Origin of the sequence: Kosakonia sp. MH5 (assembly GCF_009935945.1) — a bacterium.
GTDB lineage: Bacteria > Pseudomonadota > Gammaproteobacteria > Enterobacterales > Enterobacteriaceae > Kosakonia > Kosakonia radicincitans.
In genome coordinates, this window is the sequence record NZ_QODH01000018.1 from 1 (window position 1) to 26,188 (window position 26,188).

At 50.0% G+C, this 26,188-nt stretch carries 26 protein-coding genes and 1 pseudogene; 14 read left to right on the forward strand and 13 right to left on the reverse strand.

Going from position 1 to position 26,188, the window contains the following annotated elements:
• The 3 genes from DK872_RS25945 to DK872_RS25955 form a co-directional block, all read right to left on the reverse strand.
• Window positions 1-1,136, reverse strand: a 1,136-nt coding sequence (locus DK872_RS25945) for a cache domain-containing protein (RefSeq protein ID WP_161519045.1), incomplete at its 3' end; no start/stop codon positions are given.
• A 714-nt stretch (window positions 1,137-1,850) separates the two neighbouring features.
• Window positions 1,851-2,567: an SDR family oxidoreductase gene (locus DK872_RS25950; protein ID WP_035889901.1), complete on the reverse strand. Its 717-nt coding sequence runs from the start codon at window positions 2,565-2,567 to the stop codon at window positions 1,851-1,853.
• Window positions 2,568-2,577: 10 nt separating this feature from the next.
• Window positions 2,578-3,324 (reverse strand): SDR family NAD(P)-dependent oxidoreductase, encoded by a 747-nt coding sequence (locus tag DK872_RS25955; protein WP_107146948.1) that lies wholly within the window; start codon window positions 3,322-3,324, stop codon window positions 2,578-2,580.
• Between the two features lie 198 nt (window positions 3,325-3,522).
• Here DK872_RS25955 and DK872_RS25960 point away from each other — a divergent pair, with 198 nt between their 5' ends.
• The gene (locus DK872_RS25960; protein WP_035889952.1) at window positions 3,523-4,410 is read left to right on the forward strand and encodes an AraC family transcriptional regulator; all 888 of its coding nucleotides are present in this window, start codon (window positions 3,523-3,525) and stop codon (window positions 4,408-4,410) included.
• Between the two features lie 124 nt (window positions 4,411-4,534).
• Here DK872_RS25960 and DK872_RS25965 read toward each other — a convergent pair whose 3' ends face one another.
• The 6 genes from DK872_RS25965 to DK872_RS25990 form a co-directional block, all read right to left on the reverse strand.
• Entirely contained in the window at window positions 4,535-5,806 is a 1,272-nt protein-coding gene (locus DK872_RS25965; RefSeq protein ID WP_035889905.1) for an alanine racemase, read from the reverse strand.
• A gap of 11 nt (window positions 5,807-5,817) precedes the next feature.
• On the reverse strand, window positions 5,818-6,555 hold the full coding sequence (locus tag DK872_RS25970) for an amino acid ABC transporter ATP-binding protein (RefSeq protein ID WP_035889906.1): 738 nt from the start codon (window positions 6,553-6,555) through the stop codon (window positions 5,818-5,820).
• A complete protein-coding gene (locus DK872_RS25975; protein ID WP_007372870.1) occupies window positions 6,552-7,196 on the reverse strand; it encodes an amino acid ABC transporter permease in 645 nt (214 codons plus the stop codon). Before DK872_RS25975 ends, DK872_RS25970 begins: the two co-directional genes overlap by 4 nt.
• Window positions 7,193-7,927, reverse strand: coding sequence for an amino acid ABC transporter permease (locus DK872_RS25980; RefSeq protein ID WP_007372871.1), 735 nt, complete (start codon window positions 7,925-7,927; stop codon window positions 7,193-7,195). Before DK872_RS25980 ends, DK872_RS25975 begins: the two co-directional genes overlap by 4 nt.
• A 53-nt stretch (window positions 7,928-7,980) precedes the next feature.
• A complete protein-coding gene (locus tag DK872_RS25985) occupies window positions 7,981-8,817 on the reverse strand; it encodes a transporter substrate-binding domain-containing protein (protein WP_007372872.1) in 837 nt (278 codons plus the stop codon).
• Between the two features lie 199 nt (window positions 8,818-9,016).
• Window positions 9,017-9,409 carry a RidA family protein gene (locus DK872_RS25990; protein ID WP_007372873.1) on the reverse strand — a complete coding sequence of 131 codons (393 nt, stop codon included), beginning with the start codon at window positions 9,407-9,409 and terminating at the stop codon, window positions 9,017-9,019.
• Window positions 9,410-9,813: 404 nt separating this feature from the next.
• Here DK872_RS25990 and DK872_RS25995 point away from each other — a divergent pair, with 404 nt between their 5' ends.
• The 12 genes and pseudogenes from DK872_RS25995 (at window position 9,814) to DK872_RS26045 (ending at window position 22,387) form a co-directional block, all read left to right on the forward strand.
• Window positions 9,814-10,566, forward strand: a complete 753-nt coding sequence (locus tag DK872_RS25995; protein WP_007372875.1) for an IclR family transcriptional regulator — start codon at window positions 9,814-9,816, stop codon at window positions 10,564-10,566.
• 21 nt (window positions 10,567-10,587) lie between these two features.
• Window positions 10,588-10,766: pseudogene (locus DK872_RS28065) on the forward strand (IS110 family transposase); the annotation flags it as partial.
• A gap of 387 nt (window positions 10,767-11,153) precedes the next feature.
• Window positions 11,154-13,118 (forward strand): transcription antiterminator, encoded by a 1,965-nt coding sequence (locus DK872_RS26000; RefSeq protein WP_237656263.1) that lies wholly within the window; start codon window positions 11,154-11,156, stop codon window positions 13,116-13,118.
• Between the two features lie 105 nt (window positions 13,119-13,223).
• Window positions 13,224-13,547 (forward strand): PTS lactose/cellobiose transporter subunit IIA, encoded by a 324-nt coding sequence (locus DK872_RS26005; protein ID WP_090398103.1) that lies wholly within the window; start codon window positions 13,224-13,226, stop codon window positions 13,545-13,547.
• Window positions 13,548-13,562: 15 nt separating this feature from the next.
• Window positions 13,563-13,868 carry a PTS sugar transporter subunit IIB gene (locus DK872_RS26010; protein WP_035889908.1) on the forward strand — a complete coding sequence of 102 codons (306 nt, stop codon included), beginning with the start codon at window positions 13,563-13,565 and terminating at the stop codon, window positions 13,866-13,868.
• Between the two features lie 57 nt (window positions 13,869-13,925).
• Entirely contained in the window at window positions 13,926-15,203 is a 1,278-nt protein-coding gene (locus tag DK872_RS26015) for a PTS sugar transporter subunit IIC (RefSeq protein WP_007372881.1), read from the forward strand.
• A gap of 152 nt (window positions 15,204-15,355) precedes the next feature.
• Complete coding sequence (gene uidC, locus DK872_RS26020) at window positions 15,356-16,630, forward strand: glucuronide uptake porin UidC (protein WP_007372882.1); 1,275 nt, start codon at window positions 15,356-15,358, stop codon at window positions 16,628-16,630.
• Window positions 16,631-16,677: 47 nt separating this feature from the next.
• Complete coding sequence (gene uidA, locus DK872_RS26025) at window positions 16,678-18,447, forward strand: beta-glucuronidase (protein ID WP_007372883.1); 1,770 nt, start codon at window positions 16,678-16,680, stop codon at window positions 18,445-18,447.
• A 292-nt stretch (window positions 18,448-18,739) separates the two neighbouring features.
• A complete protein-coding gene (gene mmuP, locus DK872_RS26030) occupies window positions 18,740-20,140 on the forward strand; it encodes an S-methylmethionine permease (RefSeq protein ID WP_035889910.1) in 1,401 nt (466 codons plus the stop codon).
• Complete coding sequence (gene mmuM / locus DK872_RS26035; protein ID WP_161519046.1) at window positions 20,127-21,059, forward strand: homocysteine S-methyltransferase; 933 nt, start codon at window positions 20,127-20,129, stop codon at window positions 21,057-21,059. The genes mmuP and mmuM overlap by 14 nt, the downstream gene beginning before the upstream one ends.
• 223 nt (window positions 21,060-21,282) lie before the next feature.
• Window positions 21,283-21,852, forward strand: coding sequence for a TetR/AcrR family transcriptional regulator (locus DK872_RS26040; RefSeq protein WP_079517015.1), 570 nt, complete (start codon window positions 21,283-21,285; stop codon window positions 21,850-21,852).
• Between the two features lie 58 nt (window positions 21,853-21,910).
• A complete protein-coding gene (locus tag DK872_RS26045; protein WP_079517014.1) occupies window positions 21,911-22,387 on the forward strand; it encodes a DUF1348 family protein in 477 nt (158 codons plus the stop codon).
• A 61-nt stretch (window positions 22,388-22,448) separates the two neighbouring features.
• Here the strand turns inward: DK872_RS26045 and DK872_RS26050 are convergent, their stop codons facing one another.
• On the reverse strand, window positions 22,449-23,393 hold the full coding sequence (locus tag DK872_RS26050; RefSeq protein WP_079517013.1) for an AraC family transcriptional regulator: 945 nt from the start codon (window positions 23,391-23,393) through the stop codon (window positions 22,449-22,451).
• A gap of 94 nt (window positions 23,394-23,487) precedes the next feature.
• On the opposite strand from DK872_RS26050, the gene DK872_RS26055 reads away from it, so the two are divergent.
• Entirely contained in the window at window positions 23,488-24,258 is a 771-nt protein-coding gene (locus DK872_RS26055) for an SDR family oxidoreductase (protein WP_007372889.1), read from the forward strand.
• A gap of 69 nt (window positions 24,259-24,327) precedes the next feature.
• Here DK872_RS26055 and DK872_RS26060 read toward each other — a convergent pair whose 3' ends face one another.
• The 3 genes from DK872_RS26060 to DK872_RS26070 are packed head-to-tail and all read right to left on the reverse strand — an operon-like array spanning window position 24,328 to window position 26,053.
• On the reverse strand, window positions 24,328-25,164 hold the full coding sequence (locus DK872_RS26060) for an MBL fold metallo-hydrolase (protein ID WP_072440737.1): 837 nt from the start codon (window positions 25,162-25,164) through the stop codon (window positions 24,328-24,330).
• A 13-nt stretch (window positions 25,165-25,177) separates the two neighbouring features.
• The gene (locus DK872_RS26065; RefSeq protein ID WP_072440735.1) at window positions 25,178-25,504 is read right to left on the reverse strand and encodes a hypothetical protein; all 327 of its coding nucleotides are present in this window, start codon (window positions 25,502-25,504) and stop codon (window positions 25,178-25,180) included.
• 3 nt (window positions 25,505-25,507) lie between these two features.
• On the reverse strand, window positions 25,508-26,053 hold the full coding sequence (locus DK872_RS26070) for a sugar ABC transporter (RefSeq protein WP_079517012.1): 546 nt from the start codon (window positions 26,051-26,053) through the stop codon (window positions 25,508-25,510).
• Window positions 26,054-26,188: the final 135 nt, after the last annotated feature.

A 26,188-nucleotide genomic window follows, 5' to 3' on the forward strand; every position in this document is an offset into this window, starting at 1 on the left:
ACTGCCGCATTCAGCGCGAGAATGTTGGTTTGAAAAGCAATGCTGTTTACCACATCGATGATACTGGCAATTTTACCTGCGCTTTCAGAAATACCGTTCATGGTGTCATTGACATTCTGCATCATCACACCCCCGCGTGAGGCAATATCCACCGCGCCACGCGCCAGTTCACGCGCCTGTCCTGCGTTTTCAGCATTTTGTTTTACGGCTGCGGTGATCTCTTCCATGCTGGAGGAGGTTTTTTCCAGAGATACCGCCTGCTGATCGGTGTGCCCGGCGATTTCCTGATTACCGGCAACGATATCCTGGGTATTGGTGTTGATCCTCTCAGCACCATCGCGGATCTCTTCAATAACGGAAGTCAGTTGCTCGCGCATCACCCCCATCTCATGTAACAGGCTGGCGTTATCACTGGCTTTTTTATTCACGCTCTGCGATAAATCCCCGGCGGCAATTCGCGACACGACCTCAGCCGCATAACGCGGTTCTCCGCCCAGTGTTTTCAGCGTGCTGCGGTTAATCAGATAAACCAGTATCGAGAGCAGAATGCTGATAGCGATAAATTGCGCGATATTCTGGTAAAGAGAACTGAGAAAGACGTCCTGAATATCATCAACATAAAGACCCGTCGTAATAATCCATCCCCAGGGAGACCATGGAATGTTATAGGCAATTTTGGGTTTTGGTACGGTGTCTCCCGGCCGCGGAAAATCATAGGCGGTAAAACCATCATGGCCATCCTCCGTCACCTTGACCATATCCCTGAAAATATAGACGCCATTTGCATCGGCAATATCCGGCCCTTTGCCAATTAACGCGGCATTAATGGGATGCATAATGACCTGCGCCTGGTTATTCAGAATAGTAAAATATCCTGTGTCGCCATAGCGTAAGTCTTTAATGATCTGGATTGAACGCTGTTGTGCTTCCTCTTTTGATATCAGCCCCTTATCAACAAGTGTAGCCTGCGTTTTCACCACGCTAAGGGCTAACTGGGAAACATACATTAATTCCTTTTTTCGTAGCGCCAGCTGGTCATCTTTAATTTTTACTGAGCCAAAGAATAATGACCCGGCAAGGCTTAGCAGTGCGACAGCAAGTGGAAGCCACAGTTTATGCGCAAAGGATAATTTCATAGCATGCTAACCTGTTGTTGTTGTATAGGGCAGGTATTGCGCAGGTCTGCGGGTATCAGACTGCGCTTAATTTCTTTATCGGGAGAGGTAAGAGAAATAATTAATCGATAATATTGATATATGTGAAATTATATATTTCATTTTTGTTGTTGAGAGGTTAACGCCATGATAGATATAAAGTTATTCTCCGGAAAAATCATTGGCATGTTAAACTTTAGCAAATAGATAAACGTATTCACGGTAATCATTTCGGCCATAAGAACGAAATACTTATAGCCGCTTAACATGAATTAGCGCTAAGCGGTGTGATGGTTTTCACATTATTTCAGGCTGGCGCGGTGGAATCGCTCTCACTTATCATCACGCCCGATATAATACCCGCATAAACTATGTCTGGAAATAAAGCGCGGTTTGGCTGAACGAAATATATCTCATGAAAGTGCGCTAATTATCGCGCCCGTACTGATGCAATAAGCATAATGATGTGAGGCCTTTATTTATTCTGTAAGCAGGCGAAGAAATCCCTCTCCTCAAGACCCGCCGTTAAATATTTTCTCCAGAAGCTTTAGCGCCTTTTTCTCATCCATTTTCAAGGCGTTATTCAGGGATGTTTTGCCCGTCGGGGCAACATACCGGTTGGCCTGGGGGAGTGAGTCATTTTCATATGCGAACGCAGGGTTTCAAAATGATAAAAAGAGGCGGCGTTGTCCGTTATCACCAGGGCCAGCTGTTGTTCTCGTAATCGAGGAAGAGATGGCTTCTGGCGTTCCGGTGTCGCTCAATCACACTGACCATGCCGTTGACGCTGGTGCTCACATCGATCTCGGCATCCACTGTACCGTCCAGCGTGCCCATCGCTGTCGTCACCCAGCCAGGATGAATGGACAGAACCGTCTGCGCTCCCTGGCTGATATCCATATAAATGCAGCGAGCGAGCATATTCAGCGCCGCTTTACTGGCCCGGTAAAGCTCAAGACCTATCCCCGGTTCGGTATTGCCGGCAATACTGCCCCGGTGCGACGACATAAAAACCAGGCTTCCATCCGGCTTAAGCATCGGCAGGAGGTGCCGGGCCAGGCGGGCTGGGCCAAAAGCATTGGTCATCATGATTTGCTGAAATTCAGCGTCAGAAGCCTGTAACACTGACTGATGCAAAGGGCCGTACATACCGGCAACCATAAAAATAACGTCAAAACGCCGTTCACGCATCTTGCCGATAAGGGGCCCGATATGGGACGCATCGGTGACATCAATCTCGCTGGTGGTGAGATGGCCTGGGTAAATCTCTCCCAGGGCGAGCAGTGAGGAGGTGTCCGCCGCCGGTAAGTGGGTGGCAAAAACTTCCCAGCCGCGCTCCAGATAGGCTTCTGTCAGCCCCAGCCCCAGCCCTTTCTCAGACCCGACAATCAAAATGCTCTGCTTTTTCATCATTGTCTCCCGGTTATTGTGCGGTATAACCGCCGTCAGCCATTAATACTGTTCCCGTCACGAAGCTGGCTTTCGGCGATGCCAGCCAGATAATCGCTTCAGCAATCTCTTTCGGCTGAGCCACCCGCCCAAGTGGATGAACGTGGCCGTAGCTGGCCAGCGTGGCGCGGCTGTCTTCCACGATGCCGGAAAGAATATTCGTTTCGACGACGCCGGGAGCGACGGCATTAACCCGGATGCCATACTCAGCAGCCTCCAGCGCCAGCACTTTCGTCAGTTGGGCAATTGCGCCTTTAGAGGCCGAGTAAGCCGCCGTGGTTTTCATGCCCACCATGCTGACCACGGACGCCACATTGACAATCGCGCCTTGCCTGCGGGGCTGCATCACCTTCAGGCTTTCCCGGCTCAGGAGAAAATAGCCTCTGGCATTGATGGTCATAATGCTGTCCCATTCTTCAACGGAGGTTTCAGTCGCCAGTTTATTCAGGGTCTTGCCCGCATTGTTGATGAGAATATCCACGCCGCCGAATTCAGCCTGCGCGAGAGCGACCGCGCTGATGACTTCCGCTTCCTGGCTGACGTCGCAACGTTGCGTCGCCACCTGATTGCGCTGTGCCAGCGCATGAACCGCCGGGTTGATATCCAGCGCGATTACCTTCGCGCCATGGCTGACGAGAAGTTTTACAGTGGCTTTGCCAATATCCCCTGCGGCTCCCGTGACAATCGCCACGCGGTTCGCTAATCCCAAAAAATCTGCCATTTTTTGTTCCTCACATGCTGTGTCACGTTGTCCGCAAAAGGGTATGAGAAGCAGCGCAATGCAACAATGAAGGTTCCTGTACAAAGATTATCTATTTCTGTCAGAATTCGGTTTATCAACCTGCTGATGGCGGGGAAATTTATCTTTTCATATACAGGAGGCGCAATGTCCGGCGTTACCTCAAGCCTTATGCGGAAAATGATCCCTGCTTTGCTGGCGCTGGCGCCTGATGAAGGCTACACGCGCACCGGGATGAAGGAGATAAAACTGTTGCGGGTCAATGAGTCGATGCCCCATACGCCTGTCCTTTATGAACCGTGCATTGTTATTGTTCTGCAGGGAAAGAAAACCGGTTTGATGGGTGGGGCGGAATTTACCTACGATCCCGGGCACTATCTGGTTGTCTCGGCACCTCTGCCGTTCACCAGCCAGACGACGGCCAGCCAGCAAGAACCTCTGCTGGCGATGTCTGTATCGCTTGATGTCGCCACTATTGCCGAATTACTGATTGAAATGGGCGAAGGAAAAGGAGGTGAGAAGGCAGGGATCCTGTTTTCCACTCCGCTGGGAGAAGAGCTGGCCGATACGGTTTATCGCCTGCTGGTGGCGCTTTCTGATGAAGAGCAAAGCAGAATTCTGGGGCCGGGTATTCTGAAGGAGCTTTATTATCGTGTACTGATTGATACTCAGGGGGCGGCAATCAGAGCGGCGCTCTCCGGAAAGGGGCATTTCCGGCAAATTGCGGGTGCTATCCGCACGATGCATACCCGGTTTATGGATCCTATTGACGTTGACATGCTGGCGAAAGAGGCCGGAATGAGCGCCCCCTCTTTTCATCGCCATTTCCGGGCATTCACCGGTACGACGCCAAAACAGTATCTGATTTCCATCAGGCTGCATCAGGCGCGTTTTTTAATGGTAAAGAGTAATGTTACTGCCAGTGAAGCCTCTTTTCGGGTTGGCTACGTCAGCCCGACACAATTCAGCAGAGAATTTAGCCGGTTCTTTGGTTGTCCGCCGCAAAAGGAAGCTCACCGTTTACGCCATTTATTAAAAGTCAAAGCTGAATCGTACTGGCCGGAATAACCCTTTTTCGGCCTCGACGTTGTGGCATTTAAAGAACGGATGGGCGCAATTCACTCCATCATTCATAGAAGTATCCGTGCTAAAACAGCGCGATACATCGCGCTGTTACGAGCTCATATCTCACTCAGAATGCGGTTTCCAGTGAATCGGTGACGCAATAATCATCATCCACCAGAGGCAAATACCGCCATTTATCGAAGGCGGTGCAGGGGTGTGAAATACCGCAGCCTACCCAGTCGCCGGGCTTTAACGCATCCTCTTCCGGCAGCAACAGATACGCATGCTGATCATTTACCTCGCTGATGCGCATGCCAGAAGCTGCGCGCGGGGCGCTGCCATCGACATTCCGCACCCACAGCGGATTCGGCAGATCTTGATCGAACGGCACATCACGGCGGCCGAAATCAACAAACGCCAGGCCTGGCTCGGGGCGCGACAGCACTCGTCCCCAGATCTCCAGCGCGGCGGTGAAATGATGTGTGGCACCGGGCTGCGCGAAAGGCGCGATACGCGCGTAAAGCCCGCTGTCGTGCGCCATGTAGGCACCTGATCGAATCAGCGGCGTCATCGGCAGCGGCAGGTTCGCGGCCGTAAAACAGGCCGAGACCACGTCAAACCACGCGCCGCCGCCAGCGCTGAGGATAATATGCTGGCTGGCAAACAGCTGATGTTCGGCCAGCAGCGCCGCCGTGGCGATCAGCATCTGGCAGTAATCTTTTACCCGCTGCACGCCTGCGGCATCGCGTCCGGCACCGAGCGCGCCTTCATACCCCGCAACGCCCACCAGTTGCAGGACAGGGCTGGCAGCAATCGCGGCGGCAATCTCCAGCGCTTCAGAAGATGAGCGGCAGCCGGTACGCCCGCCGCTGACCGACATCTCCAGCAGTACCGCAATGCGGCTGTCGCCGAGATGTTGCTCCAGCAAACGAACCCCCTGCAGCGAATCGACGTAGCACAGGAAGCCATGATCGGGATGCTGTTTTTGCCATTCGCCGATCCAGCGAATGCCGCCGGGATCGACCAGTTCGTTGGCAAGGAAGACGTTACGAATGCCGAACTGGCGCAACGCGCGAACCTGCGCAGGTGTCGCGGCGCTCAATCCCCAGGCACCGCCTTCCGTGACGGCGCGGCGCAGGATCGCCGGAGACATTGATGTCTTGCCGTGTGCTGCCAGCATCACGCCTTGTTCGCGGCAAAAATCCGCCAGTTGACGCAGATTATTCTCCAGTGCTGATTGCTTCATCAGCATCAGTGGGGAAAACACCTCGGGGCTGCTAAAGATCGGGGTGCCGTTAGCCAGCGGCTGATTGCCGGAACCTGCGACTGATTTAAAACGCGGTGCAGGCTGCTGCGCATCCAGCGCGCCGTCCGCCTGCAATGGAAAGTGAATCGACATCATGCCTCCTGTTAGTGCTCAAGTACGCGTGATAAGAACTGCTGGGTGCGCGGATTCTGCGGATTAACGAAAATCTGCTCCGGCGAACCCTGCTCGGCTATCACGCCCTGATCCATAAACACCACGCGGTCAGCGGTTTTACGCGCAAAACCCATCTCGTGAGTGACCACCACCATGGTCATCCCTTCACGCGCCAGGCTGCGCATTACTTCCATCACTTCGCCGACCAGTTCGGGATCGAGCGCTGACGTCGCTTCATCAAAAAACATAATTTTCGGCTCCACCGCCAGCGCGCGAGCAATCGCCACACGTTGCTGCTGACCGCCGGACAACTGAGCCGGGTAGTGATGCGCGCGCTCGGCCAGCCCGACACGCGCCAGGGCTGCGAGGCCGCGTTTATTGGCTTCGGCCTCGGACAGTTTCTGCGCTTTAATCAACGCCAGCGTCACGTTACCGAGCGCGGTTTTATGGGGAAACAGATTGAACTGCTGAAACACCATGCCGACGTGGCCGCAGATTTCGCTGCTACGTTTGCGGTCATGCAGTGGCACTTCATTAACCCAGATTTCCCCGCCATCGGCGGTTTCCAGCCCGCTCATGATGCGTAACACGGTACTTTTGCCGGAGCCGGATGCGCCAATCAGTACCAGCACTTCGCCGGGCGAAACATCAAGGCTTATCTCTTTCAGCACCTGGGTTGAGCCAAAGGATTTGGTAATCCGGCTCAGCGTAATGGCGGATTTGCTCATGATAACTGGCTCCTGGTTTGATGATGTTGAACCCAACGGGAAAGCGGAAAGCAGACTACGAAGTAGAGCAGGGCGACGAGGCCGTAGATCACCACTGGCTGGCCGATGCGATCGACAATCGCCTGGCCCTGGTGCATCAATTCCGACATACCGATCATGCTGACAATCGACGTATCTTTAATCAGAGAAAGGTACTGGCCTACCAGCGGCGGCAGCACAATGCCACGCGTTTGCGGCAGGATCACGCTAAGAAACGTCTGGCGCTTCGACAGGCCGAGGATCCACGATACTTCCCACTGGCCCTTAGGTACGGCTTCAATACCGGCGCGGAATACTTCGGCGATGTAAGCGCCCTGATAAATGCTCAGGCCGAGGATACCGGCAGCGAACAGATTGATTTCATAGCCGAAGTACGCCACACCAAAATAGATAAACATCAGTGTGATCAGGACCGGTGTGCCGCGAAACAGTTCGGTATAGAACACAGCGATCTGTCTGGCGACCGGCAAACGGCTGGTGCGTAACACTGCCGCCAGTAAACCGAGCAGCGTACTGCCGACGATAGCGGCGATGGAGAGCAGTAAAGTGACGACCAGGCCTTTCAGCAGGATTGGCAGCGAGCCGATGATAAGTTCGCTCATAGCGCATTCTCCCGTTTCACTGGGTTAATCCATTTTCTTGCCCACCACCAGCCGGGCTTTTTTACTGGCGTTACCAGCGGCGGATGGAACATCCGGCGTCCTGCCATGTTGCCAAGCCACGAGAACAAGTTGCTCAGCACCAGATAAACCAGCGCGACGACGCTGAAGGTCTGGATGTACAGCAGGGTGCGCGCATTGATCACCGTTGCGGTACCGGTCAGCTCCGGCAGCGCGATGGCTGAGAGCAGCGAAGTGCCGAGCAGTAGCTGAATCAGGTTGTTGATAATGGCTGGCCACACTGCGCGCGCGGCCTGCGGCAGCACCACGCTGAGGAAGATTTGTCGGCGCGGAATACCGAGGATATACGCCGCTTCCAGTTGACCCTTCGCTACCGACTGAATGCCCGCGCGGAAGGTTTCCGCCAGGTAAGCACCCACGTTAATCCCCAGCGCCAGTACGCCTGCGGTAAAGGCGCTCATGGTGATACCCAGCGACGGCAGGCCAAAAAAGATGATGAAGATTTGCAGCAGCACCGGCGTGTTGCGGAGGAACTCGACGTAGCAGTGGCTGAGCCAGCGTAGCGGCGCCAGCGGCGAGGATTTCGCCAGCGCGGCCAGCAGACCGAGCGCCACCGCCAGGGCAAACGCCAGCAGCGTGACCTGTAGTGTTAGCCACGCGGCTTCCAGAAAGGTGTCGGCGTAGCGCCACAGGGTTAGCCATTGATAACTCATGGTGTGACTCCTTCAGGCGGCGCAGCATCGGCGGCTGCGCCGTGGGCGAACAATCAGTATTGCGGATTCAGCGGGTAGCGCGGTTTACTGCCGAACCATTTCTCATACAACTGGGCGTTCTCGCCGGAAGCATTGATTTCAAAAAGGAATTCATTCAGATAGTTGGTCCATACCTGATCGCCCTGTTTCACACCGAAGGCGTTGTACTCCAGCGGCACCAGCGCTTCGTTGGTCACGGTCAGCGACGGATCGAGTTTCGCCTGATAGGCGAGGAAGTTGTTATCTTCGATCATGGCATCCGCCTGGCCCTGTTTCACCGCCAGAATTGCTGCCTGAGAGGAATCGTACTCCTGAATTTTCACGTCGATGCCGAGGTTGCGCACTTCATCGCCGTTAGTGGAACCTTTCACGGTGGCAATGGTTTTTCCGGCCATATCATGCGCGGACTGAATACCGCTGTTTTTGCGCACCAGCATCGCTTCGCTCGCCACGACATAGGGGTTGGTGAAACCGATCTCTTTGGCGCGTTCCAGATTGCGGGTGAAGTTACAGAACACCACGTCAACTTTATTGGTTTGCAGGTTAGGGATGCGGTTGGCGCTGGTGGTATTGACCATTTCCAGTTTGACGCCCATCTCTTTCGCCAGCGCTTTAGCCAGATCGACATCATAACCATCCGGATTGCCGTCTTTATCGTAAAAACCAAACGGGGCAAAGCTCAGGCAGTCACCCACGCGCAGCGTGCCGCGCTGCAGCACGGTTTGCAGCGCAGACTGTGGCGCAGCACCCGCCTCTTTTTTCTCTTCGGTCGGCGTACAGCCCGCAACAGCCAGCAATACCAGCGCGCCCGCCAGTGCCTTGGCACTTAATTTCAGCGATGTTGCATTCATTTTTATGCTCTCTTTTAATGTTTAACGAGACGGTGTAATACCGTGTCATCCGTTATAAGTCAGACGATCACCGGCGCAGCGGCAGCGCTGATTATTTCGGGATATTTTAATGAACAAGCAAAAGCATCAATTAATAACAGGCTGTCCTGGTGTTGGCGAAGAAGAAATAGAAACGCTCAGCCTGTTTTAACGGTTTTAATTATTTACGGTCGGCGCGGAAACATTTCATATCCACTTCCACTTTGCAGTCGACCACTAAATCCTGCACGCTACAAATACGCGCGGGCGGATTATCACTAAATATCTCTCTGAATACTTTATTAAATGAACTGAAATAGCGTGCGTCGGTTAATACCGCCGTCACGTGCACCACATCCTCCACGCGGTAACCTGCTTCCCGCATGATGGTCAGACAGTTGTCGAACGCCAGTTGCGTCTGTTCGATGATACCGCCTTCCACAACTTCGCCCTCACGCATCGGTGTCTGGCCCGAGATATAGAGCCAGCCATCGGCCTCAACGGCCCGCGCGAACGGCAGTTTCTGCCCACCTGTACCGGTGCCGCCTTCAATGCCATAACGCTTAATCGTCATGCAATGCTGCTCCTTTTTGTTCTGAGAATACCCGTTAGTACCGGGTGATAGTTGTCTGGTATATCAGACTGCTATCTGTAATACCGGATATGGCAAGATTTGCACAGGTTTTTTATTTTTGCAATATATCGCGAGGAATTTAATTTCTCGTGATGTCGTTGCGATCGCAAAATAAAAAAGGAATGCCGAAATTTTCTGCCTGAAAATGTTATCGCTGTCGTGGTTTAAAAAAATAACCTGCATGCAATGCGCTAAAATGAGGCCCCAAAATAGAACAAAGAAATATAAACTCTGGCAATGAAATTTTAATTAACGGGGATGGGTTAACGGCGATGCTCGGTGTATGATGCTTTTCTTTTTTACTGTCTGGCGCGACCGCCCGACTGCATCAGGAGAATTTGCTTATGCCGGACGAGAAGCCATCGCGGGCGCGCGGTGTTGACCGTGTTATCGACATTTTTCGCCAGTTGCATATCGCTCGTCAGCCTATGGCGATGCGCGATTTGATCGACGCTACCGGTGCACCGCGTTCCAGCGTATATGAACTCGTTAACCTGCTGAGTGAGGCAGGGTTGCTTGAACTGGATGCCGACGGCGCGGTGTTTTTTGGCCGTGAAATGCACTATTACGGTGCGGACTACATGGCGCATAACGACCTTATCCGCCGCTCGCATCAGTTAATGGTTGAGATCGTGGCCCGTCATGGCGAGACGGTGCAGCTCTGTATGCTGGAAGGGAATAAGTACACCGTTGTGCTGTCGGAAAGTAATGCTCACCCGTTCAAAATCACTTCTGATATCGGGGTGCGGGTGCCGATTACCTGGACGGCCACTGGTCGTCTGCTGCTCAGTAATTGGTCGGACAGCGCCATTCTCGATCTTATCCCCGAAGAGGATTACCGACTGGCGAACGGGCAAGTCCTCGACAAGCAGGCATTCCTCGAAGATATTCATCGTGCCGGGCAGCAGGGATATTGCCTGACCGAAGGTTTGTCAGAGAGTTTTACCTGCTGTATGGCGGCGCCGATTCGTTCCCGTAGCGGGCAGGCAGTCGCCGCTATTTGCTTTATGGTAAGTCGCGATACGCCGGAGGAGCGCCGTCAGATGCTGCTGAAAGAGTTGATCGTTTCCGGGCAAAAATTATCTGACTTCACCTGAGCCTCTATTCCCTGTGATTGACAGGCATCTGAAACCTGGCTCACCGGGTTACACCAGCAGGTGCAAGGGCGTGTCGCTATTGCCGTTGAACTGGAAAAGCCCGGTGAGGGACGCGAGCCAGAATTCCCTATTTATCACCGTTTTTCCTGTGCATGCGTTGACTCGCTTTTTTGCCCGGTGGCGCAAAGGATGATCCGCAGAGAGTGAAGTCTTCAGGTGATTAATGATTATTCCACAATCTTAAATATAATAAGGTATATCCTATCTGACCAGAAAATATTCTGGCAGATTTGAATATCACCTGTGCATTATTCTGACATAAACTGTTTAATGATTTTTTAATTCAGTGTGCTTACATACATTCGAATTTTTCTTTGTCATCAGAATAACAAGTCTTATATTTTTATTAAACGTTGCTTTTTTCGAATTCTAAAATGCTTAGCGTTTTATTAATTAATTCAATGTATTTATAAAATAAAAATAAAATCATTGCTTCTTTTGTGACGGATGTCAAAAAAAAAGAATGAAAACTCAGTCCATTACCAGATCTTAATGGCGGTTGCCTGGGTGGAGTTCCTTATTCTTCGATGATAAAGTCTGATAAGGCAAAAGATGATGGTTATCATCAAGGGGATACGATGTATAGCAAATTATCAGTCCTTTTTAAGGAATTGATGGATGAAGAATATCATACCGCTCGCGAACTAGCCGCAAGGCTTAATGTTAGTGAAAAGACAGTTCGTGTCCGCTTGAAAGAACTGAATGATATCGTAATATCACATGGTGCCATGATCGCTTCGAAATCGAATATGGGGTATAGATTAACGGTTGACGATTATGATTGCTTTAACCAGTTTACTCTTTCTGATAATAAAGAAAATAAGGTTTCCCGGCCAACGACATCGAATGAACGAATTACTTTTATTCTCGCTTTTTTATTAAATCGACACAGCTATATCAAACTAGATGATTTATGCGAGCAGTGTTATGTTTCCCGCAATACGATGACTGCAGATCTAAAAAAAGTTGAGTATATTCTGCACATACACAATCTGGTTTTAGAAAGACGGCCTAATTATGGTATTATTATCGACGGCAGCGAATTCAATAAAAGGGTATGCATAGCAAATAATCTCATCAAACGTGATGACTTTATGAATTCTGATGGAAAAAAAGAAGAAAAGCTAAAGGCGATTGGCAATATCGTTTTATCCGTTTTGCATAAAAATGAATATCGTATATCAGAGGTCTCACTGGAAAACCTTATTTCTCATATTTTCATCGCATCATATAGATCTAAACACGAACAATCCGTAGATATTGACGGTAACAGAATCGTGCAATTGGTGAAACCGGATGTTCTGGAGGCAACTAAAGAGATTGTGCTGCGTACCCAGAAAGAACTCCAGACCCTCATGCCAGAAAGCGAACAGTTCTATATAGCACTGCATATGGGAGCTAAATTATCGTCTGGCTCTTATAATCACCCCGGTGTAAATATTGTTATTTCCCGAAAAATTGATGAACTAACCTGGCGGATGCTGGAGATTGTACATAAAAGCTTTAACATCGATTTTATGGATAACCTGGAATTACGTATGTCATTAAATCAGCATATGGTTCCGCTGGATATACGGATGCAATACGGTATTCCACTCAGTAATCCATTACTGCATGAAATAAAGAAAGAATACGCTTTTGCCTATACAATGGCAGCAACGGCATGCATTGCTCTGTCAGAGCATTATGTTACCAATATTCCGGAAGATGAAATTGCTTATTTCGCTATTCTTTTTGAGCTTGCGCTGGAAAAAAAAGATAAAAAAATTGACAAAAAGAATATCATCGTTGTGTGTGTGTCAGGCAAAGGTACCACACAACTTTTTATGTACAAATATAAACAAGCATTTGGTAAATACATTGAAAATATTTATGAGTGCACTGCCTGGGAGCTGAATTCCTTTGATTTTGCTGGGCATAATATTGAATATATATTTACAACCATCCCGATCAATATTGACGTGCCGGTACCAGTGTTCGAAGTAAATTTATTCCTGGAAAATAAAGATATTATCACCTGCAGTGAAATCTTTGAAGCCAGCAGCAACGCTTTTTTGCATAGATATTATCTACCAGAGTTATTTCTAACAGATATTGTGGCAGAGAATAAAGAGGAAGCGCTCAGATTACTCTGCCAGCATACGGAAAAATACTTTCCATTGCCTGACGGTTTTTTAGATGCGGTAATGAAAAGAGAAGTGCTGGGGCAAACGGATTTTGGGAACCTGATCGCTATTCCTCATCCATTTCAGGTCATGACCAGAGAAAGTTTTGTCACGGTAGGCATATTACAGCAACCTATATGGTGGGGGCATAATGAGGTACAGGTTATTTTTCTCATTTCTATTTCTTCTGAAGAAGATACGGAGATCGGGCGCTTTTACCAGCTGACAACGAAATTGCTGTTTGATAGTGAGGCCTTACAGCAACTGCTTAAGGAACAACGATTTGAAGTGCTCATGACGTTACTGAAAGGGGGTGTCATATCGTGAGATATGGCAATTTTTACCAGATTAAAGATGGTAATTTTCCCGCTGGAGAACCTGAACACTGATGGTTAGTATCATCTGAAATAATCATAGTGAGGAGTGGTACAAGTGACGGAAATTAGCCTGGAAGATATTATCACCGAGTTGGTGGTGAATGGCGGAAGCGCAAAAAGTAAAGCAATGCAGGCAATGAAAGCCGCCAGGATGGGTGATTTCGCAACAGCAGAGGTGCGGATCTCGGAAGCAAATGCCTCTTTGCAGAAGGCACATTACTTTCAGACGGAATTGATTCAGGCAGAAGCGCGAGGAGAAAAAAAAGCCGCAGTATCACTTATTATGGTTCATGGGCAGGATCATCTAATGAATGCCATGACCACCAGAGATATTGCCCTGGAAATGATTGAAGTGTACAAACTTATTAAAAACAAATAATAATAAGGAATGCATATGATACATATTACTCTTGTTTGTGCTGCTGGTATGTCTACCTCTATGTTGATGGCTAAAATGCAGCAAAGTGCTAAAAGCAAAGGTATCGATGTCACTGTTATCGCAATGCCTGAAGAAAAATTCAAAACGTATAAAGGGCAAACAGAGGTTTTACTATTAGGTCCGCAAATTTCGTATCTTGAGGATGACCTAAAAGAAAAATATGAACCTCATGGAATAAAAGTTGCTGTCATCGACATGGTTGATTACGGCATGATGAACGGCGAAAAAGTGCTGGTTGATGCACTGGCCTTATTGAGCTAAAAATTCATAAGAAAAGCGTTGACTTGTATAGCCAATATACATTGGCAGGGGATCCCTATGTCCAAATTTGACAGAAAAACGATAGCCAATAAAATTCATCCTATAGTTAATAAAATTCAGACCAGCAAACTGGTGAATGGTATTACAGGTGGAATGATGGGGGCTATGCCTATTACTATCTTAGGAGCATTTGCTGCATTATTTCTGAACCTCCCGATTCCAGCATATAAAGAATTTATCGCCAGTGCAGGTATTGCTGCAGCGTTAAAAGTCATTATCATGTTTACTACTAATTTCCTGGCCGTTATATTCGGTGTCGCTATTGCTGGTAACTACGCAAAACAACATGATGAAGATGGCCTGTTCTGTGGGTTATTGGCATTGCTGAATTTCTTTATTGTTACGCCAGTGACGTTTTCGGAAAATGGCGCTCCGGTCATTCCCATGCAGTGGTTAGGCGGTACGGGTATTTTCACTGCAATTATTGTTAGTTTACTGTCTACATGGGTTTATATTTTTTTTAAACGGCAGGGCTTCACGATAAAAATGCCAGCAAGTGTGCCGCCTGTTGTTTCCAGTAGTTTCAGTAGTCTTATCCCTGGATTTGTCTCTATTCTGCTATTTTCTGCTATCTCTGTGCTTTTTGCGGTTACTCCGTTTAAAAGTATGCATCAATTTATCTATGCATTTTTACAATTACCTCTGCAGGGTGTCGGGGGCAACATTGCTTCCATCATAATACTTTGGACATTAGCTCAATTACTGTGGTTTATGGGCATCCATGGCACGATGGTTATTTACTCTGTTGTATTGCCGATTTTTACCGCAATGGATGCAGTGCAACTTGCGGCCTATTCTGCCGGTGAGGCACTGCCCAATATCACCGGACGCTCATTTGTCAGCACTTATACAATGTCTGCCAGCGCGATAGGTCTTACCTTACTGATGCTGTTTTTTGCAAAAAGTCAACAATATAAGACACTGGGGAAACTGACTACCATACCGGCGCTGTTTGGTATTAGTGAACCATTAGTTTTCGGTACGCCAATGGTTTTTAATTTCCGCTTTGCCATCCCTTTTATCTTTATGAATGCGATTAGCCTGAGCATCGCTTATCTCGCAACCTACATAGGACTTGTCCCCAGAGTTGCAGGGATTACACCGATAACCGGAATGCCGATTATTCTAAGCGGTATTATGGAGGGAAGTTGGAAAATCGCTGTGTTGCAGGTTTTCCTTGTGGGAATACAAATCATCGTCTGGTATCCATTCTTTAAAAAGGCAGATAAAGAATCCTATGCGCTGGAAATGAATGGCGAGGGGAATAATAAGTAAATATAAGGCGGCTTTCGATAATAAAAAGTTACTATCTGAATCAGATATCGCTAAAGTCGCCGCGCACTGAATTTTACCTATAAAAATTATAGCATCTATATATTTCTTTTTTTAAAGAACAACCTTCCCATGTACTATTATAGAGAATAACTATGATGGAAAATAAAAGAACAGTAGTTGCGCTTTTACTTCTGGCGTTTAGCGCATTAACAGCACAGGCCGCAGAAATTAACGATAATGAGGATGTATTAAGAGTTCGTCTTAAAAATGATTTTCGTCGTGCAGACAGACCCAGCGCGGGGGCATCGGCAAGAGATATTTATGGCTGGGTTCAGGGGGCCATGCTTGACGTAAATACACATTATTATTCCGATTTTATTGGCGCGGAAGCCGGGGCGTATTATGTTTATAAGCTAGGCGCAAAAGATCGCTGGAGTACGCGCGGTTATCTTGCCGATCACGATAGTTTTGGACTTGTTTCCGGCGCGGTTAAACTCAAACCCACTGATAACCTTCATTTTAAAATTGGCCGATTTGGGACAGATAATGGTTACGGTAGTCTGCCATACCGGGTCCCGCTTATTGCATCCGGCTCAACGCGAACGATGCCAACCCTTTCTGAGGGCGTGCTCAGCCGTTACGAGCCCAGCAATAATATCGATTTATGGGCTATGTACCGTACCCGCGTATTTCTTTGGCCGGATGCCGCCGTAGGCGTGCGTAATGAAGGGATCTATAACCCGACAACGGGTCATTATGATACGAAACGCGCACGTTCTTTTCTGGCTGGTAGCTGGCATGACAATAGCAGTCGCTATTCTCTGGGGGGCTCCTGGCAGGATGATGTCTCGTCTCAATATGAAGCTATTGTTGAGAAAAAAATCTTACTTGAGAATAAAGACACGATCAAAGTTGAGCTTCTGGCGTTTCACGCCCTGCTGGACGGCATTTCACGCTCCCGTAGTTTTCATAATAATACTCAGGTCTATTCAGGGCAGGTAACCTACAGTATGCCGAAAATAAGTTTTTTTGGCGCAGCCGGCATGGTGACGCATGCGATGAATAATATTGGATCGAACGTGGATACGGATATTGGCTACCCCAACTCTCTGAGTATTGATCGAAATAAAGAGGATATGTTTTCTTTGCAGGCGGGAGTGCAATATTTCTTCCAGCCAAATCTTAGCGTCATGGTCGCGCCACTAATTACCCACGGATATGAAGATCCCCAGAGAACGATTGAAATTAATGGTCAAGGTATCCTCACCGGTGTTTTCTACAACGTAACTGACGGGGCGCTTGCAGGAATGAAAATGTATGTAGCATCGGATATTGCAAAAGAAAAAAGAAATGGCAGCACGCTTGGTAATGAGTTGCACTACTGGGATGTTAAAGCGGGAATACAATATGACTTCATGTTGAAATAAATGTTGTTTTTTTTCCCATATATAGATGCAGATAGAAGGATTTTGTGATGTTAAAACCAATTGAAACCGAATCCCGGGAATGTAAATTACTTGATGGTCTGTGGGATTTTAAAATAGATACGGACCGCTGCGGATTTTCGCAAGCGTGGTGGAAAGACCGCCTTGATGGCGCGCGTAAAATAGCTGTCCCTGCCAGTTTTAATGATCAATTCGCCGATGAGACCGTACGTACACATGTTGGCGATGTATGGTATCAAACTGACGTTCGTATTCCCAAACGCTGGGATGGTCAGCGAATTGTGCTTCGTTTTGATGCCGTGACGCACCGCGGAACGGTATGGCTGGATGATGAACAAATCATGTTTCATCAGGGGGGATATACACCGTTTGAGGTAGATATCAGCGCGTTGGTCGGTGAGAAACGCGTGGTACGTGTCACAGTATGTGTTAATAACGAATTGTCCTGGCATACCATTCCGCCTGGCGTTATCGCGGAAGAGAATGGCGTACGCAAACAGCATTATTTTCATGATTTTTTTAATTATTCAGGCATTCATCGTCATGTGTGGCTTTATACGACCCCGCACCAATTTATTCGTGATATTGATATTGACACTCATTTTTTGGAGGATCTCAGTACAGGCTATGTGCAATATCGCATCAATGCTCCCGGTGAGGTGAAATGTCAGCTCATCGGGCGCGGAGGGAATATTGTTGCACAAAGTTCGGGCCGGGAGGGGGTACTTGAGGTCACGCAACCAACACTCTGGCAACCTGGTAACGCTTTCCTCTATCAATTGCTCATCACTGCTGGTACAGACTGTTATACGCTGCCTGTGGGTATTCGTACGGTCAAAGTCGACGGGGATTGCTTCCTGATAAACAACCAACCGTTTTATTTTAAAGGATTTGGCCGGCATGAGGATGCCGATTTACGGGGCAAAGGCTTTGATAATGTTCTGCTGGTGCACGATCATGCATTGATGTCCTGGATTGGAGCAAACTCCTATCGGACTGCTCATTATCCTTATGCCGAAGAGATGCTGGATTGGGCAGATGAGCACGGTATTGTCGTCATTAATGAAACTCCGGCTGTAGGGTTTAACGTTTCGTTGCCGATGATCCGCAATTTTACCCGACCAGAGAAACTTTTTTGCCCGGAAGCCATAAACGATGTGACTCAGCAGGCGCATCTTGATGCAATATGCGAATTGATTGCGCGGGATAAAAATCATCCCTCGGTGGTCATGTGGAGCATTGCCAACGAGCCGGACGCTCGTGAGCCAGCCAGCCGGGATTATTTCTTACCTCTCGTTAAGGCGACGAGGGAGCTGGATCCTCACCGTCCTGTTTGTTGTGTCAACATTACCAAGTCATCGCTGAATGAAGACAAGATAAGCGATCTTTTTGATGTCCTGTGCCTGAATCGCTATTACGGCTGGTATGAAAACCCTGCGGATCTGGTTGCTGCCGAGAAAACATTAGAAAATGAGCTGGTTGCCTGGCATGAGCGGCATCAAAAGCCCATCATTATTACGGAATACGGTACTGATACGTTGGCCGGACTGCATTCGGTTTATAACGAAATGTGGTCTGAAGAATACCAGTGCGCGTTTCTTGACATGTACCATAAAGTATTTGATCGGTTATCGTTTGTTGTGGGCGAGCATGTCTGGAACTTTGCCGATTTTGCGACCTCGCAGGGAATCATACGCGTTGGCGGGAATAAAAAAGGCGTTTTTACTCGGGACCGGAAACCAAAAGCCGCTGCCTTTCTGCTGAAGAAGCGATGGCTGGATAAACCATCACAAGCATAAAATTCTTTAATTGTTTATTGAGCAAGAAATTATACGTACCAGGCAGACGAGCTGAGTCCTGTATTAAACCGGACTCAGCTTTTTTATCGCCGCATGAAATGTTTGATATGTAATCATGGGTCTTGATTCGCCATTGACCGTAGCCACAGATATTGCCGGCTCTTTGCGTATTTCTTGCTCATTCCCAGCCCAACCCAGCCAGATGTCAGCCTAATGCTGGCCTTTTGTTAACAATAAAGATATAAATAACCCGGACATGGACATTTAGACATCTATACGTTTAGAAGGTGATATGCACGCACAACAAGAGAATGGAGAGCTTAAGCGCACCATGAAAACGCGCCATTTGATCATGCTTTCATTAGGCGGCGTCATTGGCACAGGGTTATTTTTTAATACCGGATACATCATCTCTACCACCGGCGCGGCAGGTACTCTGCTGGCATATTTGATTGGGGCGCTGGTCGTCTGGCTGGTTATGCAGTGTCTTGGTGAGCTTTCCGTGGCGATGCCGGTCACGGGCGCTTTTCATGTTTACGCGGCGCGCTATATTGGCCCGGCGACAGGGTATACCGTGGCATGGTTGTACTGGCTTACCTGGACAGTCGCTCTGGGGTCGAGCTTTACCGCCGCCGGGTTTTGTATGCAGTACTGGTTCCCGCATGTTCCGGTCTGGATATGGAGCGCCCTGTTTTGTGTGGTGATTTTTTGTCTTAACGCGATTTCAACGCGCTTCTTTGCTGAAGGGGAGTTCTGGTTCTCGCTCGTTAAAGTCGCGACCATCGTCGTCTTTATCATTCTCGGCTGCGGGGTGATTTTCGGGTTTATCCCGATGAAGGATGGTTCACCGTCGCCGGGGCTTTCTAACCTCACCAGCGAAGGCTGGTTCCCGCACGGCGGTTTGCCGATTCTGATGACCATGGTGGCGGTCAATTTTGCTTTTTCCGGGACGGAGCTTATCGGTATTGCGGCGGGCGAAACGGAAAATCCGCACCACGCTATCCCGGTCGCGATCCGCGCCACTATTGCCCGGTTAATCCTGTTTTTTATCGGCACCGTTTTTGTCCTTGCCGCGCTGATTCCGGCAAATGTGGCGGGGGTTGAGAAGAGCCCGTTTGTACTGGTTTTTGAAAAAATAGGCATTCCGTATGCGGCGGATATTTTTAACTTCGTCATTCTGACCGCTATCCTTTCAGCGGCGAATTCCGGGCTTTATGCTTCGGGTCGCATGCTCTGGTCACTGGCAAACGAAAAAACGTTGCCGGGCTGTTTTGCCCGCGTCAATAAGCATGGCGTGCCGTTGATAGCCCTTTCTGTCTCGATGATCGGCGGCCTGCTGGCGCTGTTATCCAGCGTGATTGCCCCTGATACGGTGTTCGTTGCGCTTAGCGCCATTTCTGGTTTTGCCGTCGTGGCTGTCTGGCTCAGCATCTGTGCGGCCCACTTTGTCTTTCGCCGCCGCCACTTACAGTCGGGCAAGCCGTCTGCGGCGTTACAATACCGCGCACCCTGGTATCCGCTGGTTCCCATACTTGGATTCGTGCTGTGTCTGATGGCCTGCATTGGTCTGGCGTTCGATCCGGAGCAGCGCATTGCGCTCTATTGCGGTCTGCCGTTTGTCGCCCTTTGCTATGGTGCCTATTTTCTTACCCACAAAACCAAATTGAAGGAGGCGGACTATGCCGCAGATTAACTCCCTTGCCGCGCTGCTTGAACGTCATCCCTTTGTCGTGCTTGATGGTGCACTGGCTACCGAGCTTGAAGCGCGCGGATGCAACCTTGCTGATAATCTCTGGTCCGCCAAAGTATTAATGGAAAATCCACAAATCATTCGGGATGTGCATCTGGATTACTTCCGCGCGGGCGCACAGATAGCCATTACCGCCAGTTACCAGGCCACGCCCGCAGGCTTTGCGGCACGCGGTCTGACGGAGGCGCAGTCGAAAGCGCTGATTGAACAGAGTGTGAAGTTGGCAAAAGAGGCGAGTGACATTTATCGCGCAGAAAACCCCAACGCCGGTCCGCTGCTGGTGGCGGGTTCTGTTGGGCCATACGGCGCTTATCTGGCCGATGGCTCTGAGTATCGCGGCGACTATGTGCGTAGCCACGAGGCGTTTCAGGTATTTCATCGCCCGCGGATTGACGCGTTGCTCAATGCCGGTGCCGATCTGCTGGCCTGCGAAACGTTACCTTCCTTCGCTGAAATAAAAGCACTGGCTGACCTGCTGTCTGAATATCCCGATGCGCAGGCGTGGTTCTCATTTACCTTACGTGACGACAAGCACTTAAGCGATGGTACGCCGCTGGCTGAAGTGGTGAACGCGCTGTCTGCTTATCCGCAAATCGTCGCGTTGGGGATTAATTGTATTGCGCTGAGCAAAACAACCGCCGCGCTCAAACATCTGCAAAGCCTCAGTGCGCTGCCGCTGGTGGTCTACCCTAACTCCGGGGAAACTTACGACGCAGTCACCAAGGCGTGGCATGCGCACGGCGATACCTGCGGATCCTTAGCGGCACATTTGCCCCAGTGGTTAGAGGCTGGCGCAAGACTGATTGGCGGATGCTGCCGGACTACCCCCCAGGATGTTTCCGCCCTGAGTGAACACCGTTAACGGCGAAGAGGAATAAGCAGGGGCTGGAACTTATAGCCCCTGCGCCTTTTATCCTGCGCGGTATCGATAACATGATGAACCGTTTTCTGCGTTTCATCGCAACGCGATACGTTCCATTCATAAAAATGCAGTCCGTTAATACACACGGACTGCATTTTTCATTTTGACCATTCTCTTTAAGATAATTATTGACCAGGGAGAACGATCGTTCTACCATCATCACATGAACAAGAAAACGACCGATACCCGAGAAAAAATCCTGACCACTGCCGAGCAATTGATCTATCGGAATGGAATTCATGCCACTGGCATGGACCTTCTGGTCAAAACCTCAGGCGTAGCCAGGAAAAGTATTTATCGCTATTTCGCGACCAAAGATGACGTGGCTGCCGCCGCGTTGAATGAACGTGATGAACGCTGGATGCAGTGGTTCAGAACGGAATCTGATAAAGGCGCAACTCCCCAGCAACGCATTTTGAATATGTTCACGGTGCTCAAGGGCTGGTTTGAGTCAGAAGGCTTTCGGGGCTGCGCATTTATCAACACCGCCGGAGAAGTGGGGGACCCGGCAGACCCCGTTCGCCAGATAGCAAAACTGCATAAACAAAAATTGCTCGATTACACGCTGGAACTCACTGAGCAATTAAACATTGAGCAACCGGCCGTTCTGGCCAGACAGCTGCTGATTCTGATCGAGGGCGCTATCACCATGTCCTATGTGATGGGCGATTGTAGCGCCGCCGACAGTGCAAGGGACGTTGCGAAACTATTGCTGGAACAGGCCTCTTCTTAAGGCCTGAGTATCAAAAACTGTTTCTACTGATATATCCATTTTTACAGGAGGCTTCACCATGCACGCTACACAAACTCGCCCACCACTTCCGCCTTTCACTCGCGAGTCGGCGATTGAGAAAGTCCGGCTCGCCGAAGATGGCTGGAACAGCCGCGATGCCGAAAAAGTATCCCTGGCGTACTCACTGGATACCAAATGGCGTAACCGCGCCGAGTTCGCCAATAATCGTGAAGAAGCTAAAGCATTCCTTGAGCGTAAGTGGAAAAAAGAGCTGGAGTACCGTCTCATCAAGGAGTTGTGGGCGTTTGACGGTGACCGTATCGCTGTCCGGTACGCTTATGAGTGGCGCGATGACTCCGGTAACTGGTTCCGCTCTTACGGCAACGAAAACTGGGAATTTGGTGAAGATGGGCTGATGCATCACCGCTACGCGTGTGTCAATGATATGCCGATTAAAGAAAGTGAACGCAAATTCCACTGGCCGCTGGGGCGTCGTCCGGATGATCATCCGGGTCTGTCGGAGCTGGGTCTGTAAATTTGTCGGTTATCTCGTGAAAAGCCCTCGACTACTGTCCTGGCTTACGTGCGGCGCAGGCTTATGGAAAAGCCCGATCCTCATTCAACGCAGGCTCATGCGTTTGAGCGGCCCCATTTTGACGCCTGAAAACGCCCGGCGGAACGCCCACATATTGCGTGAAAGCCACGTTAAAGGCGCTCGCTGACTGATAGCCGATGTGAAAAGCAATCTGTTCGATTTTCTCTTTGCTGCTCACCAGCGCTTTTTTCGCTAACGACATGCGCCAGAAGAGAAGATATTGCCCTGGCGGCATGCCGACTGTCTCATTGAAAGCCGCGAAAAAAGCGGAGCGGGACATTGCGGCGTGGCGGGCGAGCTGCGCGATTTGCCACTCATCCCCCGGTTTTTCATGCATGAGATGCAGCGCGACGGCGATCTTTTCATGTTGCAGCCCCTTCAGAATGCCCGCCGCTTTCGGCAGTTCAGGATTACTGCGTAACGATTCCACTAACAGCAGTTGTAAAAGATGCATTAATACCACGTCACGGCCGGGTCGCCTGGCCCGGCTTTCCTCACGGAGAAGTTCAAGCAAGGTGACGAAACGTCGCTGTCCTTTAATCAGGATCTCGTTTGGCAGTAAAGAGACGATGAGTTGTTTATCCGGGGTATCGAATTCACAATGGCCGACATGCATGACCAGATCGGCTGGCCCGCTTGCTGCGCCAATTCTCACGTGCCCTTCGCTGATTATTGTTGGCATCGTGATTTCCGTGGGGCTGCATCTGCCCGCATTGGTGTTCTCGAAAGAGTAAGCGGCGGGTATCAGAATAAAATCACCGGCAACAAGTAACTTTGGTCCTTGCCCGTTCACATTAATCAGGCATTCGCCTTCCAGCACGGCGCAGTAAAAAGCCTCTCCGCCAGACTCCCGAACAATACGCCACTCTCCGCGCCCCTCAACGAGTTTTGAATGCGAAGGTTTGGGATTGAGCAGGGCAACGATATCGGTCAACGGATCTGACATTGGACGATCTCTAAAGTTTGCGGGACTTTTGATTATATATTGTCCGGATAGCGGCGGCTATGATCACTGTTCTTGCCATGAAAGAGGATCAAATATGCCTACTGTACTGATTACCGGTTGTTCTTCAGGCTTTGGCCTTGCCGCCGCAAAACTTTTTTTACACCAGGGCTGGGAAGTGATTGCCACGATGAGAACGCCTGACCCGACCTGTTTGCCGGAAAGCGACAAACTGACGATTTTGCCGCTCGATATTACTTCCGCGCAGAGCATTAGCCATGTGGTGAAAGAAGCGGGCGCGATTGATGTACTGGTGAATAATGCAGGTTTTGGCGCGCCTGTACCGGTCGAACTCACCTCTTTTGCCACCGCGCAGCAATTAATGAACACCAATGTCCTGGGAACATTGTCATTAACGCAGGCGTTTCTGCCGCTGATGAGAGAGGCAAAATCAGGCGTCATCATCAATGTCTCTTCGTCCGTGACGACTAAAGCGATGCCGATGATTGGGCTTTATCGCGCCAGTAAAGCGGCGTTGAATGCATGGAGCGAGTCTTTGTCCATTGAGGTCAGGCCTTTTGGTATTCGTGTTCATGTCGTATTACCGGGGCGCTCTCCGGAAACGAAGTTTGGCGAGAATGCGCGCGCGCATTTTGCCGGGATGGACGATCCCGCCTACGGACAAATGGTGAAGGAATTTATCCAGATGGTGGGCGAGAGCAACTCACCCGTGACGCATGCTGATGATGTCGCGAAGGCCATTTTCGCCATTGCTCACGATGCAAATGCGCCGCTATACACCGCAGCGGGTGAAGATGCCGGGCTTTGGCTGAAAGAGGCACAGCAGCATTCCCCCTTCTCTTACTGATGACGCCTGGTGCAGGACATTGCGCCTGCGCCAGGCGATTAAAGAGCTGGGCGCTGAGGAGCGGAATCCTCATGAGCAGGAAAGGCGGTATCCCGTATCGGCCCTGGAAACGGTCGCAAACCCAGCCTGGCCCAGGTGCATGCCCGCAATAAGCAGTTTTTCCCGGACGGCTTGCGCCAGAACTTTTTTGCGGGTTGCTTCGGCCAACGCGGGATCGGCATCAAACAGAATGCTCACCGCCGGTTGTGCCGTCTGAATATGCGGGTAATGGACGATATCTCCCCAGATAAGTAAGCTTTTTTCCTCCGAGTCAATGCGAAACCCGGTATGCCCTGGCGTGTGGCCCGGTAGCCATACCGCAGAAATGCCCTCTGTTATGGTGCCCTCGCTAAAAAAGCGGACGTTCCGTGCATAAGCCTCTAACGTCTGGCGCGCCAGCATGAAATTACGTTGGCCGCGTTCGCTGGCTATTTTTCGTTTTTCATCATCCCGCCAGTAGTCCGCTTCGCGATGATGCAGCAGAAGTTCCGCATGTTGAAAGACCGGTTGTTTTTCCGCATCAAGCAGGCCGCCAATATGGTCAGGATGACAGTGCGTTAATAACACGGTGTCCACGTCGTTGTGGCTGATTCCGATGGCTGCGAGGTTGGCTTTAAGCTGCCCGCCCGCGTTGTTCAGCCCTCCGGTACCGGCATCAACCAGAATGGTTCGCCCCCGCCCGCGAATGAGATAACCGTTGATATGGATATTACCGGGTTCAGCAATTCCGGCGCGATGCTGAATGAATGCGGCATCCTCTGTGGCAATACCTGACAGTAACTCCAGGCTGGCGGACATATTGCCATCACTCACCGCCGTGACCTGAAAATCGCCAATCTGGCGTGATGGAAAGGTAAGTGGGTTCATACATACCTCAGGATTAGTTTTTGGCGTACGGGTACGGAGCAGGGGAGCCAAAGCAGCGAATACGCGCCATTAGCCCCCAGGCCTGCTGCGTGGCGAGATCCAGTTCACGCATAAAGTTTTCCATCACTTCCTGCGTGCGCCTGGGTGTCAGCCGATAAAAGAGCTCGGCATAGACCGGATGCCCGCATCCCGGCTTTACCGTGACAAATATGATATGCACGTTGTCCGGCTCTGCGGCGAGAATGTCAGTGCAGAGGGCGCTACAGGTGCGGGTAAAATCGGGAAGATCGGTATACCTGTCAGCGTATTCTTCCGAAAGGTAAAACGTCAGATTAGGCATGATTTAATGGCTCCCCTGCTGGTGGCGCTCAACCGGACATTGCAGCTGCGATGTCAGCGGTTCGTAAAGATATACGCCGGGCACCTCCGCCAGCGGCAAGGCGCTTTCACGTGGCAGAACCCAGGCAACGCGATGTTCCGGGGATCGTTCCAGCCCTGCCGCGTGCATTTCCATCGCCGGGTTCCCCAGCGCTGTGGCTAAAGCGCTTATCGGCTGCGCGCTGAGAAGCAGAATTTCATCTGACGAGACGGCCGGAGCCGGCGCTTCGCATGCATACAGATTACGATGCCAGTCAGTGATATATGCCTGCCAACGGGAGAAATTACCGCCCCCTTTGCGCCGATAATCATCACTGCTGAGTACCTCTGCATCTTTTACAGTGTGAAGGGCGAGATAAGCCGGGCAGCCGGGGGTTACGGCGCGAAAGCGCTGAGAAGTACGGAACCCATTCACAGAGACCAGCGCTGGTAATTTTTCCAGGCTGTAAAATGCATTCCATTCTCCCTCGCTTTGGGGATCGGTATATGAGCATTCCACGATATACAACATTGTCCTGCCTCCGCATGATAAACAGCGGACAATGAATAATCCGCTTAATGACTTTTGATCATGCTATAAGGTGTATTCCGGCCTTAAAATCGACAATATTTCATTGTTCAGTGACATTAACTCACTGGATGGCGT